Here is a 14552-nt window from a genome sequence, read left to right as displayed (position 1 = left end):
ATGATCAAGCGCGATCCTTCAACCTACCCCGTCGGGCTCGGCGCCCAGTTCCGCGACAAGCTCCCGCTCTACCTGGCCGGCGCAGCGCTGCTCGCGACGCAGCAGCTCCTCATGGCCAAGCGGGACTTCCTGGTCAAGGACGCCGTCGACGCGGCCGTGAAGCTCCAGTCGACCGAGGCCTCGCGGGCGGCGCTCATCATGCTCGGCGTGAGCGTGGGCGCCGCGATCATGCGCGTGTTCTCGCGGGTCACCGTCTTCACGGCGGGCCGCAACGTCGAGTACGAGCTCCGGGCCGTCCTGCTCGCGCGCCTGCACAAGCTCGGGCCGGCCTTCTTCCGCAAGATGCCGACCGGCGAGATCATGAGCCGGGCGACGAACGATCTGACGCAGGTGCGGCTGCTCCTCGGCTTCGGCCTGCTGAACGTCGTGGGCTCGATCTTCGCCTTCGCGAGCGCCCTGTACGTGATGCTCAACATCTCGAAGAAGCTCACGCTGGCGGCGCTCGTGACGATGCCCGCGCTGATGCTCGTCACCCGCTCGTTCTCGACGAGGCTCTTCACCCGCACCCGCGACAACCAGGAGGCGATCGGCGCCATGAGCGACCGCGTCCTCGCGAGCCTCGCGGGCGTGAGGGTGGTCCGCTCGTTCGCGCTCGAGGCCTCCGAGATGGCCGCGTTCTCCAACACGAACCAGGCCTACCTCGAGAAGAGCCTCTCGCTCGCCAAGCTGCGCGGGTCGATGGGGCCGCTCATGGGGGCCATCAGCTCGGTCGGCGTGCTCATCGTCTTCTGGTACGGCGGGCAGCTCGTGCTCGACGGGCAGATAACGAGGGGTGACTTCGTCTCCTTCTGGTTGGCGCTGCTGCGGCTCACGTGGCCGGTGCTCGCCCTCGGCTTCGTCGCGGCGATCGTCCAGCGCGGCCGCGCCGGTTACGCGCGGCTCAAGGCCATCTTCGAGGCCGTCCCCGAGGTCGTGAGCGGCCCGACGCCCGCCCCGGAAGCCGTCCGCGGCGCCATCGCCGTCAAGGATCTGACGTTCTCCCATGGCGCCAGGAAGGTCGTCGACGGGGTGAGCTTCGAGATCGAGGCGGGCAAGTCGCTGGCCATCGTGGGCCGCACCGGCTCGGGCAAGAGCACCATCGCCACGCTGCTCGCCCGGCTCATGCCCACGCCGCGCGGCACGGTGCTCCTGGACGGCATCGACATCTGCGATCTGCCCCTGGAGACCGTGCGCGCGAGCGTCGGCTACGCGCAGCAGGACGCCTTCCTCTTCTCGACCACCGTGGCGCGCAACATCGGCTACTCGCTCGACGATCCGGACTCGCCCGCCTCGTTCGAGGTCATCCGCGCGGCCGCGGCCGAGGCCGAGGTGCTGAACGAGGTGCTCTCGCTGCCGGACGGCTTCGACACGGTGGTCGGGGAGCGGGGCGTGCAGCTCTCCGGCGGGCAGCGCCAGCGCGTCGCGCTCGCGCGCGCGCTCGTGCGTGAGCCGAACGTCCTCGTGCTCGACGATCCGCTCTCCGCCGTGGACGCGAAGACCGAGCAGGCCATCCTCGCGGCGATCGAGCGGCAGGCCGCGCGGCGGACCGTCATCCTGATCACGCACAGGGTCGCGGCCGCGCGGCGGTGCGACGCGATCGTGGTGCTGGAGCAGGGCCAGGTCATCGAGCGGGGCACGCACGACGAGCTCGTCCGCGCGGGCGGGCTGTACGCGTCGTTCGCGGAGGAGCAGCAGCTCGAGGAAGATCTCGCGACCTTCGAGGCGCCGGCCTCGCAGCCGGTGGGGCTCTCATGACACAGCCGGGACCGGAAGAGGGCGCGACGATACGGGCCAGATCGAGCGGCGGCTCGGCCGCGGGAGAGGCCGGCGCGCGCCCGCGGCCGCCGGCGCAGGCGGCCGCAAACAGGGCCCGCGGGGCGAAGAAGGCGAGCCGCACCGAGGACGTGCTGAGCCGCTTCCACGAGGAGACGCAGCTCGGCGAGGCGTACGACGCGCGCATGCTGCTGCGGCTATGGCCGTTCGTGCGCCCGCAGGGCAAGCACCTCGCGCTCTCGCTGGCGCTGCTCATCGTCACCGCCTCGCTGGCGCTGCTGCGCCCGCTCATCATGCGCGACGCGCTCGACGCCTTCGACGCGCCCGGCGGGCTCGATCACCTCACGCGCGCCGGCATCCTGCTCACGGGCATCATGCTCGTGGAGCAGTCGCTCGCGTTCCCGCAGCTCTACCTGATGCAGCTCGCCGGCGCGCGCGCGATGGCTGACCTGCGCATACGCGTCTTCGGCTTCCTTCACACGCGCCGCCTCGGGTTCTTCGATCGCACGCCGGTCGGCCGGCTCGTCACCCGCGTGACGAACGACGTGGACGCGATCGGCGAGATCTTCGCGTCCGGCGCGCTCAACGCGTTCGGCGATCTGATCCGGCTCGCCGTCATCATCGTCGTGATGCTGTCGCTCGACTGGCGCATGTCGTTGCTCGCCTTCGCGGCGGTGCCGCCCGTCGCCCTCGGCGTCAACTGGACGCGGCGGCGGATCCGCGACGCCTTCCGCGAGGTGCGCTCGAAGACCGCCAGGATGAACGCGTACCTCAACGAGCAGGTGTCCGGGATGGCCGTCGTGCAGGCCTACGCCCGCGAAGAGCGCTCGGCCGAGGAGTTCGACGAGATCAACGCGGCTTACCGCAGCGCCAACAACCGATCGATCGTGCTCGACGCCACGCTCGACGCCGCCATCGAGATGGTCTCGAGCGTCTGCATCGCCGCGGTGCTCTGGTACGCCGGCGTGAAGAGCCTGAAGGAGCAGGTCTCGTTCGGGACGCTGTTCGCCTTCGTCGCGTACATCGACATGTTCTTCGTCCCGATCCGCGATCTCTCGGCCCGGTACACGCTGCTGCAGTCGGCGATGTCCGGCGCGGAGCGCATCTTCGAGCTGCTAGACAACAAGGACGAGGACGCGACGGCGACGGCGGCGAGCTGTACCGGCGCGGCAGCGGCCGCGGACGAGCGCGTCGCGTTCGAGCTCGACAACGTCTTCTTCGGCTACAAGCCGGGCGTGCCCGTGCTGCGGCAGGTCTCGATCGCGGCGAGGAGCGGCGAGAAGCTCGCGCTGGTCGGCGCGACAGGCGCCGGCAAGAGCACGGTCGCCTCGCTGCTGCTCCGCCTCTACGACGTCGAGGACGGCGCCGTGCGGGTCTTCGGCCGCGACGTCAGCGCGTACCCTCGCGACGAGCTGCGCCGCAAGTTCGCCGTCGTCCCCCAGGACGTGTTCCTGTTCCCCGGCACGGTGCTCACCAACATCGCGGCAGGCGACGCGATCCCGGATCGCGCGAAGGTGGTGAACGCGCTGAACCGCATCGGCGCCCTCGATCTGTTCGAGCGCCGCGAGGGCGGCCTCGACGGCCCCGTGCTCGAGCGCGGCAGCAACTTCAGCGCCGGCGAGCGGCAGCTCATCGCCTTCGCCCGCGCCCTCTACCGCGACCCGCCGATCCTCATCCTGGACGAGGCCACGGCCAACGTCGACAGCGACACCGAGGCGCGCCTCCAGCGCGCGCTCGAGGGAGCGATGGAGGGGCGCACCGCGCTGATCATCGCGCACCGCCTCTCGACGATCCGCGCCGTCGACCGGATCGTCGTGTTCCACAAGGGCAGCGTCGTCGAGCAGGGCACGCACGAGGACCTGCTCGCCACCGGCGGCGTCTACAGCAAGCTGTACCGGCTTCAGTTCGCTCGTCAGGAGGCGGCGCACGCCTAGGCTCGCCGCAGCAGGCGCGGCCAGGGCTCGCTGGATGAACGCCGCGGGCGCTGACGCGCGCCGCGCGCTCTCTCTCCGACCCTGGAGTCGTGCGCTCCCTCAGCCGGGATCGCCGGCGTAGCACCGCACGCCAGCAGCGCCTCCGCCCGCGCCCATCGCGCCGTCGTCGGCGCCCTCCGCGCCCCCGGCGGTCCCGGTGGCGCCGTCATCGGCGCTGCTCTCGCCGTCCGCGCCCTCTGCGCCGCCAGCGACCACCCGGAGCCAGTACTCGGAGCAGCTACCGTTCATGACGACCAGGTGCTGATCGTCGACGCAGATGACCTCGGCCTGGTTGCCCGCCGCGTGCGCCAGCGTCCCGCCGCTCCTCGTGCCGTCGCGCTCGAACGACAGGTACACCTGCCACCACCGCGGCCGCTGCCCGAGGTGATGCTTGAGCGCATACCGCATGCCGCCCGGGAAATGGAGGAGCTCGCCGTCCGGCGCCGAGGTCTCGTAGACGCCCCCCTCGGGCACGGCTTCGGTGAACTCGATCGGCGGGTTCTCGCTCTCGGAGCGATCGCACCTGCCCGGTGAGCACCCCGCCGCGAGCGCGGCCGACGCCCCCACCACACACGCGGCGGCCCACCTCGAACGCCGCGCAGCACCCCCGTCCGCGCCCCGGCGCTGCATGGCTCAGCCGAGCCAGCGCGCGGCATCGAGCGCGTGGTAGGTGAGGATGAAGTCCGCCCCGGCGCGCCGGATCGACGTGAGCAGCTCGAGCACCGCCCGCTTCTCGTCGATCATCCCGCGCTCCGCGGCCGCCTTGATCATCGCGTACTCGCCGCTGACGTTGTAGGCGCCGAGCGGCAGCGTCGTCACCTCGCGCACGCGGGCGATGACGTCGAGGTACGCGAGCGCGGGCTTCACCATGAGCATGTCGGCCCCCTCCTCCTCGTCGAGCGCCGCCTCGCGCAGCCCCTCGCGCGCGTTGCCGGGGTCCATCTGGTAGCCCGCCCTGTCCCCGAACTTGGGCGCGCAGTCGGCCGCCTCGCGGAACGGCCCGTAGAAGCTGGACGCATACTTCACGGCGTAGGAGAGGATCGCCGTCCCCGTCAGCGACTCGGCGTCGAGCGCGCGCCGGATCGCGGCGACGCGGCCGTCCATCATGTCGCTCGGCGCGACCACGTCGGCCCCCGCCTTGGCGTGGACCACCGCCGCCCGCGCGAGCACCTCGAGCGTCGCGTCGTTGTCGACGTCGACCGCTCCGGACGCGTCCTGCCGCAGCAGCCCGCAGTGTCCGTGGTCGGTGTACTCGTCCACGCACACGTCGGTCATCACGAGCAGCTCCGGCACCGCGTCCTTCATCGCCTTGATCGCGCGCGGGACCGGGCCGTCCTCGTCGTAGGCGCTCGTGCCCGACGCGTCTTTGATGCGCGGGAGCCCGAACAGGATCGTCCCGCCGACGCCGAGCTCCTTGCAGAGCCGCGCCTGCGCGGCCGCGGCGCTCACCGGGAGCTGCGAGACGCCGGGCATCGTCCCCACCGGGCGAGGCGCGTCGAGCACCTCGTTGAAGAAGAGCGGGAGGATGAAATCTCCCGGGTTGAGGGACGTCTCCCGCACCAGGGCGCGGAGGGCGGGAGAGCGACGGAGCCGGCGCGGTCTCTTCGTGGGGAACACGGCGGCGGAGCATAGCAGCCCTTCACCCGCGAGGACCGCTCCGGTCGCGGCACGCGCGATCCGCGGATCGCGGAAGCCGGGCGAATCGGCTAGTGTTCGCCCGAAACCGCCCGCATGAGACAGGCCCCCCACCCCCCTTCGTCCGGCCGCGCTCGCCCTGCCGCGCGCGGCCCGCGCTCCCGGCGCCGGACGGGCGCGCACATCGCTCAGCGGTGCGCCGCTCCAGGGCGCGCGACCGGGCGCGTCGCTGTCCCGGTCCGCGGCGAGGTCCTCTCTCCCGACAGCGGGACGGTGTCGTCGTCGTCCGCCGCAAACTCGTCGTCCGGCTGCACCGCGGGCGTCGCCGCGTCGGCGACCGTGACCATTGCGATGTCGGACAGCGGGCGCCACACGGTCCACGCCTCATTGCGGACGAAGCTATCGAGCGGGACCACGCCGTTCTCGATGCCCCGCGCGAGCTGGTCGAGGCTGACCGGCCCGACCGATTGCTCCCCGTTGCTGACGTACCATCGGTCCGTAAAGCCGCGCTCTGAGCTCCGCAGCTCCTCGAACAGTTTCACAGATCTCATCGAATGGACTCCAGAAACCGCCGGACGTTGAATCGAACGGGTGCGATTCTATACCTTTAACGCACCGAGTCAACATCACTGCAGAATCGATAGGACAATCAACGTCTGCCATGAATGAGCGACAGAACGATGAGAGTTTGACGGCGCTCTCCGGGCGTCACGGAGCCTCCGAGGAGGGTCAGGGCGTGGGGGCCGCGCGCGGGGGGCCGGGCGCGGCCAGGCCGGGCGTCGTGTACCTCGTCGGCGCCGGCCCGGGCGATCCGGGGCTCTTCACGCTGCGCGGCGCCGAGCTCCTCGCCACGGCCGACGTCGTGCTGCACGACGAGCTCGTCCACCCCGCGCTGCTGGACGGCGTGCGGGAGGACGCCGAGGTGCGCTCGGTCGGCAAGCGCGGCGGCGACCGGGTGCTGAAGGACGCGAAGCAGGCGGAGATCGACGCGGAGCTCGTCGCGCTCGGGCGCGCGGGCCGCAGCGTCGTCCGGCTGAAGGGCGGCGATCCGTTCCTCTTCGGGCGCGGCTCCGAGGAGGCGGAGGCGCTCGCGCGGGCCGGGGTGCCGTTCGAGGTGGTGCCGGGCGTCTGCTCTCCGCTCGGCGCGACGGCCTACGCCGGCATCTCGCTGACCCACCGGAACATCGCCTCCAGCGTGATGATCGTCAGCGGCGTGACGCGGGCGGGCAGGTCCTTCGACTGGAGCGAGCTCGCCTCGGTCCGCGGGACCATCTGCGTCCTGATGGGCATGCAGGCCCTCGACGCCGTTGTCGCGGGGCTGACGGGGCCGGGGCGCCGCGATCCCGCGACGCCGGCGGCCGCGATCCAGTGGGGCACGCGCGCAGACCAGCGCGTTGTCTCCTGCCGCCTCGACGAGCTGCCCCGGCGCGCCAGCGAGGCAGGGCTCCAGAGCCCCGCTGTCATCGTCGTCGGCGCCGTCACCGGCCTGCGCGACGCGCTGCGCTGGTTCGACCGGAAGCCGCTGTTCGGCAAGCGGGTGCTCGTCACCCGGCCGCGCCACCAGGCGCGCTCGACGTCCCGGCTCATCCGCCTCCGCGGCGGCGAGGCGGTGGAGCTCGCGACCATCGAGATCCGCCCGCCGCCCGACCCTGCGCGCGTCACCGAGGCCGTCCGCGGGCTCTCCGGCTACGACGTCGTCGTCTTCACGAGCGAGAACGGCGTGGCCTGCTTCTTCCGGGAGGTGGAGCGGCTCGGCCTGGACGCGCGCGCCTTCGGCGCGGCGCGCCTCGCCGCGATCGGCGCCGGGACGGCCGCCGCGCTCGCCTCGCGCGGCGTCCGCCCCGACATCGTCCCGGGGGAATTTCGCGGCGAGGAGCTCGCGCAGGCCCTCCTCTCCGACCCGGCGCTGGCCGAGCGCCTGTCGGCGCGCCCTGCGCCCCGCGTCCGGGTCCTCATTCCCCGCGCGCTCGTCGCCCGTGAAGTGCTCCCCGAGCGGCTCCGCGCCGCGGGCTGCGAGGTCGACGTCGTGCCCGTCTACGAGACCCGCCCCGCGTCGGCCGGGCGCCGCGAGGAGCTGATCCGAGCGCTCTCGGCGGGCGCGATCGACGTCGTGATGCTGACCTCGAGCAGCACCGTCGACAGCCTCTGCGAGCTCCTCGGCGAGGGCGCCGCGGCGCAGCTCGACCGGGTGCTCCTTGCGAGCATCGGGCCGATCACCACCGCGACAGCCGAGAAACGGGGGCTCCGCATCGGCGTGACCGCCGAAGTGAGCACCACGGCGGGTCTCCTGGACGCGCTGGATCGATACTTCGCTGGGCTCCAGGCTGCCCCTGCAAGCGCCGGCCGGTGACGTGCTGGTCGCGCGATGTGCGGCCAGCGCCCACGGCAGAAAAGAAAAGAGCGTCGCAGCGGACCTGGGGGGGGAAGGTCTCCGCCGCGACGCTCGGGCTCCCTTGAGCACGAGGCGTGCCTGCGCCTTCCCCTAGTAAATCCAGTTACTTAAGGGGCATCAACAGGAGATTCCTTTCGCTCCTGCGCGTTCATGGCGACAGTCATGCTAGGAATTTCCTTACGCAGCGATACGACATTGCGCGCACAACAGCGCTCCCCGGGCCCGAGCAGACGTACAGGGCCACAGCCGGACAGCGCCTGTGGGCCGAGCTCCTTCAGGAGCCGCTCTGTCACTCGAACGTTGCGCGAACGACGAGAAACTTGTTGTTGAGCTCGAGAGAAGTGAGCTTCTCGAAGAAGCGAGGATTCCCGAGCTCGTTCGAGAGCGAGCTGGTGCGCCCGTGCTCGGTGACGAAGTAGAAGGTCTTCACACCCTTCTTCTTCTGTTCATTGATGTAGTCCTGGAACTTCTTTCCGCTCGACACGAAGACCGGCAGATGGTTGCCGGCATAGAAGTTCTCGCCCTTCCAGTTCATCTGGTAGGCGACGAGCGGCCCAGGGATCTCCTGGCGCGCGCGCATGTAGGCGAGCAAGGTCTCGCGCTGCCCCCAGTGCGGCGACGTCCGCACGAAGTAGACGTCGAGCCCCCACGCCGTGAACACGACGGCGAGCGAGAGCAGCGCATAGAGGACGTGACGGCGAAAGCGCGCGACCATCAGCAGCAGACACAGGACCGCCGCGGCGACGGTGAACGCCCACAGGGTCGCGGAGAAGTCGAGCGACTGCGGCCAGGGACGCTTGTAGTTGTACGTGAACAGGTGCAGCAGCCTGGCCTGGCTCGGCTGCCCCTCGCGGGCCATCGCGAGGTCACGCCCGACGAAGAAGACCAGGATCGCAGCGCCGATCGCGACCGCGCCGAGCATCGCGCGCTCGTAGACGACCACCGCGCTGGAGCGCGCCGACGGCGGCGTCGACGAGGCGTCGCTCCAGCCACGCGCGAGCCGGCGCGCGCCGCCCTCAAGGCGCAGCATGTCGTCGAGCAGGATCCCGGTGAGCATCGCCGCCGGCGGCACGGCCGGCAGGATGTAGTGGTGGAACTTCGTCAGCATCAGCGAGAAGAGCGCGAAGCCGAAGATGAACCACATCGCCAGGAACACCGAGGCGTCGCTCTGGCGGACGTCGGCCGAGCCCGGCCCGCCGGAGGCTCCCCCGTCCCCTGCCGCTGCCCCCTCGCGCCGCCTGAGCCACCACACGAGCGAGGCGGGCACGAGCCCCGTCCACGGGAACGTCGCGTAGCCGAGCTGCCACACGTAGTAGCGGAAGCTCACGTCGTCGCCCTCGTTGGTGTCGTGCACGTGCGTGAACGCGCGCTTGAACATGTCGTGGAACAGCAGCCTGTCGGTGAACGGCTGCCCGTGCCGCGCGTACATCGCGACGAACCAGGGCAACGCCACGCACGCGAGCACGAGCAGCCCGACGGGGATCTCCATCTTGAGCAGGTCGCGATACCGCCGCGAGACGACGACGTAGCCGAGCGCGCAGAGCACCGGGAGGCCGAAGCCCGCCGGCCCCTTGGCCATCGTGGACAGGGCGGCGAAGAACCACGCCGACAGGAAGAGGAGCCGCTGGACGCGCCGCTCGCCCCAGCTCGCGTACAGGACGATGCCGAGCGTCTGCGCCCAGATGAGCGCCTGGAGCGCGGGCTGCAGGCCGGGGAGCACGGGCAGCACCGACCGGCAGGCCTCGTTGCCGGGGAGCCCGCAGTTGCCAGGGGAGCCCGAGCTGAAGACGTCGCCGTGGAGGCGCACGCCGAACGGCGCCGGCTGGATCTCGACGTGCCGCGAGAGCAGGTAGAGGATCTGCGGCAGCGCGCAGGCGATGATCGCGCCGAGCACGAGGTGGTAGCCGGAGAGGCCTACCTTGAGCACGCCGAGGTCGACCTCGTAGACGCGCGCCTCGCGCGCCTCGTCGGTGTGGATGCCGAGCAGGAGGAGCGCCATCGCCGCGGCCATCGTCGCGACGAAGGGCATGTCCGTCATGGTCTGGTGCGAGACCAGGAACCACTGCGGCATCGTCGCGAGGACGACCCCCGCGAGCAGCCCCGCGCGGCGGCTGAAGATCGTCGCGATGGCCTTGTAGAGGAGGTAAATGGCGATGAGCGTCAGCGCGAAGACGGGCAGCCTGACCGCCCACTCGGGCCACGGCACGCGCCCCTCGGCGACCGCCGAGAGCATCTCCCCCGATCGGTAGCGGACGCCGAAGGCCGCCATGGCGAGCGCCTGCATCCAGAAGTCGAGCACCGGCTTCGACCAGAACCAGCCGTCCTGCGCCCACCAGAGCGAGATCCAGTCGTTCCGCGCGAGGATCTCGCGCGCGACCTCGCCGTAGTGCGTCTCCCACGGATCGATGAGCGAGTGGCTCCCGAGCATGGGCAGGTAGAGCAGCGTGACGAGGGCGACGAGCCAGAAGCCATGCCGCCGGAGCAGGGGGCGCGGCGCGCCCGCCTCATCGAGGCGACCGGGGCCGAGGCGCTCGCCGATCCGGAAGGCGCCGGCCACCGCCGTGAGGAACGCGGCAGGGATCGCGACCGCGGGGACCGCCAGCGAGATCAGCGCGGGCGCGCCGTCCCGCGAGAGGGAGAGCGGCGAGAAGTAGCCCGCCACGCTGAGCGTGATCAGCGCGAGGAACGCGGCGAGCCCGCCCCCGAGCAGCGCGAGCGGGCCGAGGAGATCGCGGATCCCGACGCGCGCGGCGACGCGCTCGGGCGGATCGTCGAACGTGCCGAGCAGATCGAGCAGGCCGAGCGTCGCGACGCCGACCCCGAGCGCGCCGAGCGGGACCCCCCAGCGAAACCGGGGCGCGAGCGCCATCACGACGAACGCGACGAGGGAGCCCGCGGCGAGCGCGGCAGCGCCGCGCCAGCGGAGCGGGTTGCCCAGGGGAACGAGGCGCTCCTCGCCGGCGTCGGGATCGACGTCGTCCGTGCCGGCTCCGCCGTCGTCCTCCGCCGCCTCGCCCTCCGGAGAAGGAGCGCGCGGCGGAGCTGCGACGCGCGGCTCGGCGGCGCCGGAGCTCTCCACGCCGCCTGCGGCCGGCTCGTCGCCCGCGGTCATGTCGTCACGGGCGTCCGCGGTCGCGCCGCTGCTCTTGTCGTGCGTGTCGTTCATGGCTGCGCCGGACGCGGAACGAGGCGCGGGCCTGGCGTAGCAACTCTACGTCCCCGGGCAAAGCAGCGGCCGCATGCTCGCGCGCGACAGACCGCCGCGAGCGCCGGTGGGGCGAGGCCATGCCCGGCGCGAGATCTCCGCGGGGGCTCGCGCGGCTCGACGTGTGATCGATGGGCTCGTGGGAGCAAGCAACGCGCGGCGCAGGCTGGTACGCCGCGCGCGGCTCGCACACCTCGCCGGGGACCGCCCCGCGCGTGGGAGGCTCGCCGACGACAGCGGCCGCGCGGCCGCAGCGCGCGGCTACTTCGTCAGGCGCGCGATCTCTTCCTTGATGATCGTCTCGGCGAGGACCGGCACGACCTCCCAGACGACGCGCTCCACGACCTCGCGGGACAGCGCCATCACGGCCTCCACCTGATCGGCGGAGAGGCCGAGGCCCTCGAGCTTGCCCGCCATCTGGCCGTTGACCTGCGCGGAGGCGGAGGCCGCGACCGCTGCGCCGGACGCCGTCTTCGGCACGCCGGAGACAGGCGTCGGCGAGAAGGCCATCGTCGTCTGCGGCAGGCCCGACGGCGCGCCGCCCGGCGCCGCCGCCTTGACCGAGGCCTGCGCCGGCGCGGCGCTGGTGGTGGCCGGCGCGTTCGGCGTGTAGATGAGCGTCTTCGCGCGCTGGAGCGGGCTCGTGGCGGCGCCGGCGGGCTGCGCCGCAGCGGGCTGCGCGGCGGCCGCAGGCTGCGCGGCGGCAGCGGGAGAGCGCGCGGGCGCGGACGCCGCCGCAGCAGCAGCGGGAGCCGCAGCAGCAGCCGCGGCCGGCTTCGCCTCGCCGCGCGACGCCAGCAGCTTCTTGACCTTGTCGATCATCTGCTGCGTGTCGAACGGCTTGTCCATGTGGTCGTCGGCTTGCGCGCTCGAGCCCTTCGCAGGGTCGAACGGGTTCTGCTTGGACGACAGGATCAGGACGGGCGTCGCCGGGGATGCCTGCTTGATCGCCTTGCACAGCTCGTAGCCGTTCTTCGGCTCGAGCGTGACGTCGGCGATCACCAGGTCGGGTTTATCGCTCTTGAGCTTCTGCAGCGCAGCGTCGGCGCTGCTCGCCGTCACGACGCGGAAATCCTGACCCGCAAAGGTGATTTCGAGCACTTTGCGCATGGTCACGCTGTCGTCTACGGCGAGAAGGGTGCTGGCCACGAACGGGTCTCCTCTCAGATGGCGAGAAAGCGATGACGGCTCTGGATATCTTCGGCTCCGGTCGCGCGATGTGTCAACATTCGCGGTGTAATTCGCCCCGCGGCCCCGCGGATGAGCGTTTTTTCGCGCTGGTAGAGCCCGGCCCCACGCTGGTGGCGGGGCCGAGGCGCCCCCTCACGAGCCTCTCATGCGCCCGCCCCGACCCGCCCTTCCCCTGCCCCAGGATGACGCCGACCCGACCGCCGCCGACCCGACCGCGGCGGTTCGACCCCCACAGGACGGCCGCTGGACGGTCCCGGCAGCGCTGGACAGGCGGCCGCTCGACGGCGCGATCCGGGCGCTCGCCTCGGTCTCGTGGTCCGACGCGCGCCGGCTGATCGAGACCGGCAAGGTGCTCGTCGGGAACGCCGTGGCGATGAGCGCCCGGCGCCGGGTGCTCAGCGGGGAGCGGATCGAGGTCCGCCTGAGCGCGCCGCGGCCCGAGACAGTGCGCCGGCGCAGGCTCGAGGGCGAGCTCGTGGTCTACGCGGACGCGAGCGTCGTCGTGGTGAACAAGCCCGCCGGGGTGATCACCATCCCGTACGGCGACGAGGACCCCGCGGAGCAGGCCGCGACGCTCGACGCGCTGGTGCGGGAGGTGCTGGCCCGGCGCGACCGCCTGCGCGGGCGGGCGCCGCTCGGCGTTGTGCAGCGCCTCGACAAGGGCACGAGCGGGCTGCTCGTCTTCGCGCGAACGCTCGCCGCGAAGAAGCACCTCGCGCAGCAGCTCCGCGTCCGCTCGATGCACCGGCAGTACCTCGCGCTCGCGCACGGCGCGGTCCCGCGCGGCACCCACCGCACCTACCTCATCGAGGACCGCGGGGACGGGCTGCGCGGCTCCGCGAGGGGAGGCCGGCGCGAGGGCCAGCTCGCGGTGACGCACGTGGAGCCGATCGAGACGCTCCGGGGGACGGACGAGGCCGGGGCCGCGGGCGTGACGCTGGTCGCCTGCCGCCTCGAGACGGGGCGCACGCACCAGATCCGCATCCACCTCGCGGAGGCCGGGCACCCGCTCGTCGGCGAGGCGGTCTACGTGCGCGACTACCGCGGGCCGAAGATCCCCGCCCCGCGGTTGATGCTCCACGCGGCCGAGCTCGGCTTCAGCCACCCGTCCGACGACCGGCCGATGCGGTTCCAGGCGCCGCCGCCCGCCGACTTCGACGAGGTGCTCGAGCGGCTCCGCCAGCCACGGCAGAAGGCCGCTACTTGACCTTGCCGCGCGCCTCGCTCATCGCCGCGGCGGTGGCGTCGACGAGCGGCATCACCTTCGCGTAGTCCATCCGCGTCGGGCCGAGCACGCCCACGGTCCCGGCCACGCGCCCGTTCTCCATGTACGGCGCGGCGACGAGGCTGAGCTGGCCTCCGCCCAGATCGCCCGCCTCGCTGCCGACGAAGACGGTGACCTCGCCCGCGCCGGCGGCGAGGGTCCGCTCGAGCAGATCGACGAGCTCCTCGCGCTCCTCGAGCGCCTTCATCAGCTTCTTGAGCCGGTCGACGTCGGCGTACTCCGGCAGGTCGATGAGGCGGTTCTGCCCCTCGATGACGACCTCGCTCCGCCGCGTCATGTCGGCCGTCGCCTTGCTGCCGAGCTCGAAGGCGCGGCGCCTCAGCGCGTCGATCTGGAGGCGCTCGTCCGCGAGGCGGCGGGCGAAGAGATCCCGGATCTCGCCCAGCGTGCGCCCCTCGATGACGTCGGAGAGCAGGTTGTGGATCCGGGTGAGCTCCCCCTCGTTGATCGCCCCATCGACCGAAATGAAGCGGTTCTCGACCGAGCCGTCGGCGAAGACGAGCACGGCGAGGAGCTGCCCGGGCTTCGTCGGGATGAAGCGAAGCTGGGCGAGGGCGCGGATCTCCGCCCGCGGCGCCGCGACGACCGCCGCGGCGCCGGACAGCTCCGAGAGGTAGCGCCCCGTCTCGCGGAGCGGGTCGCTCGCCACCGTGTAGATCTCGGTGAACCGGGCGGTGAGCTCGGCCTGCTGCTCGGGGGAGAGCGACCGGAGCTCGACGAGCGCGTCGATGAACAACCGGAGCGCGCGATCGGTCGGGATGCGCCCCGCGGAGGTGTGCGGCTGGTGGAGGTAGCCGGCCTCCTCGAGATCCGCGAGCACGTTGCGGATCGAGGCAGCCGAGAGATCGAGCCCGTACTTGCGCGCGAGCGTCCTGCTGCCCACGGGGTCACCCGTCGCGATGAACTCGGTGACCGCGGCGAAAAGGATCTTTCGAGCGCGATTGGAGAGATCTCCCATGTCAACTGCGTGCGGCGCGTGCGCGCGCCGCGGCGGCTACCTGGACCAGCGGCTGCCCGGACCGGAAAGCCATGCGGACCGGGCCATCGCTCCCATACGTC

General features: G+C 71.9%; 10 protein-coding genes. 4 read left to right on the top strand and 6 right to left on the bottom strand.

Features of this window, described 5'->3' with window-relative positions:
- On the top strand, window positions 1-1794 hold the full coding sequence (locus tag WMF42_RS00095) for an ABC transporter ATP-binding protein (protein WP_437689625.1): 1794 nt from the start codon (window positions 1-3) through the stop codon (window positions 1792-1794).
- Entirely contained in the window at window positions 1791-3746 is a 1956-nt protein-coding gene (locus WMF42_RS00090) for an ABC transporter ATP-binding protein (protein WP_437689623.1), read from the top strand. Before WMF42_RS00095 ends, WMF42_RS00090 begins: the two co-directional genes overlap by 4 nt.
- Window positions 3747-3845: 99 nt before the next feature.
- On the opposite strand, the gene WMF42_RS00085 is transcribed toward WMF42_RS00090, so the two are convergent.
- From WMF42_RS00085 to WMF42_RS00075, 3 genes are all read right to left on the bottom strand, one after another.
- The gene (locus WMF42_RS00085) at window positions 3846-4355 is read right to left on the bottom strand and encodes a hypothetical protein (protein ID WP_437689621.1); all 510 of its coding nucleotides are present in this window, start codon (window positions 4353-4355) and stop codon (window positions 3846-3848) included.
- Window positions 4356-4418: 63 nt separating this feature from the next.
- Entirely contained in the window at window positions 4419-5420 is a 1002-nt protein-coding gene (gene hemB / locus WMF42_RS00080) for a porphobilinogen synthase (RefSeq protein WP_437694450.1), read from the bottom strand.
- Between the two features lie 188 nt (window positions 5421-5608).
- Window positions 5609-5971 (bottom strand): DUF4339 domain-containing protein, encoded by a 363-nt coding sequence (locus WMF42_RS00075; RefSeq protein WP_061609137.1) that lies wholly within the window; start codon window positions 5969-5971, stop codon window positions 5609-5611.
- 185 nt (window positions 5972-6156) lie between these two features.
- On the opposite strand from WMF42_RS00075, the gene cobA reads away from it, so the two are divergent.
- The gene (gene cobA / locus WMF42_RS00070; protein ID WP_437689619.1) at window positions 6157-7770 is read left to right on the top strand and encodes a uroporphyrinogen-III C-methyltransferase; all 1614 of its coding nucleotides are present in this window, start codon (window positions 6157-6159) and stop codon (window positions 7768-7770) included.
- 331 nt (window positions 7771-8101) lie between these two features.
- On the opposite strand, the gene WMF42_RS00065 is transcribed toward cobA, so the two are convergent.
- Together WMF42_RS00065 and WMF42_RS00060 are read right to left on the bottom strand one after the other, a co-directional pair.
- On the bottom strand, window positions 8102-10978 hold the full coding sequence (locus tag WMF42_RS00065) for an ArnT family glycosyltransferase (protein WP_437689617.1): 2877 nt from the start codon (window positions 10976-10978) through the stop codon (window positions 8102-8104).
- Between the two features lie 300 nt (window positions 10979-11278).
- Window positions 11279-12166 carry a response regulator transcription factor gene (locus WMF42_RS00060; protein WP_437689615.1) on the bottom strand — a complete coding sequence of 296 codons (888 nt, stop codon included), beginning with the start codon at window positions 12164-12166 and terminating at the stop codon, window positions 11279-11281.
- A gap of 187 nt (window positions 12167-12353) precedes the next feature.
- Between WMF42_RS00060 and WMF42_RS00055 the strand changes: the two genes are divergently transcribed.
- Complete coding sequence (locus tag WMF42_RS00055) at window positions 12354-13415, top strand: pseudouridine synthase (protein WP_437689613.1); 1062 nt, start codon at window positions 12354-12356, stop codon at window positions 13413-13415.
- Here WMF42_RS00055 and hrcA read toward each other — a convergent pair.
- A complete protein-coding gene (gene hrcA, locus WMF42_RS00050; protein WP_061605471.1) occupies window positions 13408-14451 on the bottom strand; it encodes a heat-inducible transcriptional repressor HrcA in 1044 nt (347 codons plus the stop codon). The genes WMF42_RS00055 and hrcA overlap by 8 nt on opposite strands.
- Window positions 14452-14552: the final 101 nt, after the last annotated feature.

Origin of the sequence: Sorangium sp. So ce176 (assembly GCF_051519835.1) — a bacterium.
Classification (GTDB): Bacteria; Myxococcota_A; Polyangia; order Polyangiales; family Polyangiaceae; genus Sorangium; species Sorangium cellulosum_G.
Note: the sequence above shows the minus strand (reverse complement) of the source record. Positions and strands in the feature narration are given on the sequence as shown.

What these genes read in the sequence shown, in the direction of transcription:
- hrcA (WP_061605471.1), bottom strand. Translation starts at nt 14,451, where the DNA reads ATGGGAGATCTCTCCAATCGCGCTCGAAAGATCCTTTTCGCCGCGGTC.
- WMF42_RS00090 (WP_437689623.1), top strand. Translation starts at nt 1,791, where the DNA reads ATGACACAGCCGGGACCGGAAGAGGGCGCGACGATACGGGCCAGATCG.
- WMF42_RS00055 (WP_437689613.1), top strand. Translation starts at nt 12,354, where the DNA reads ATGCGCCCGCCCCGACCCGCCCTTCCCCTGCCCCAGGATGACGCCGAC.
- WMF42_RS00075 (WP_061609137.1), bottom strand. Translation starts at nt 5,971, where the DNA reads ATGAGATCTGTGAAACTGTTCGAGGAGCTGCGGAGCTCAGAGCGCGGC.
- WMF42_RS00095 (WP_437689625.1), top strand. Translation starts at nt 1, where the DNA reads ATGATCAAGCGCGATCCTTCAACCTACCCCGTCGGGCTCGGCGCCCAG.
- WMF42_RS00065 (WP_437689617.1), bottom strand. Translation starts at nt 10,978, where the DNA reads ATGAACGACACGCACGACAAGAGCAGCGGCGCGACCGCGGACGCCCGT.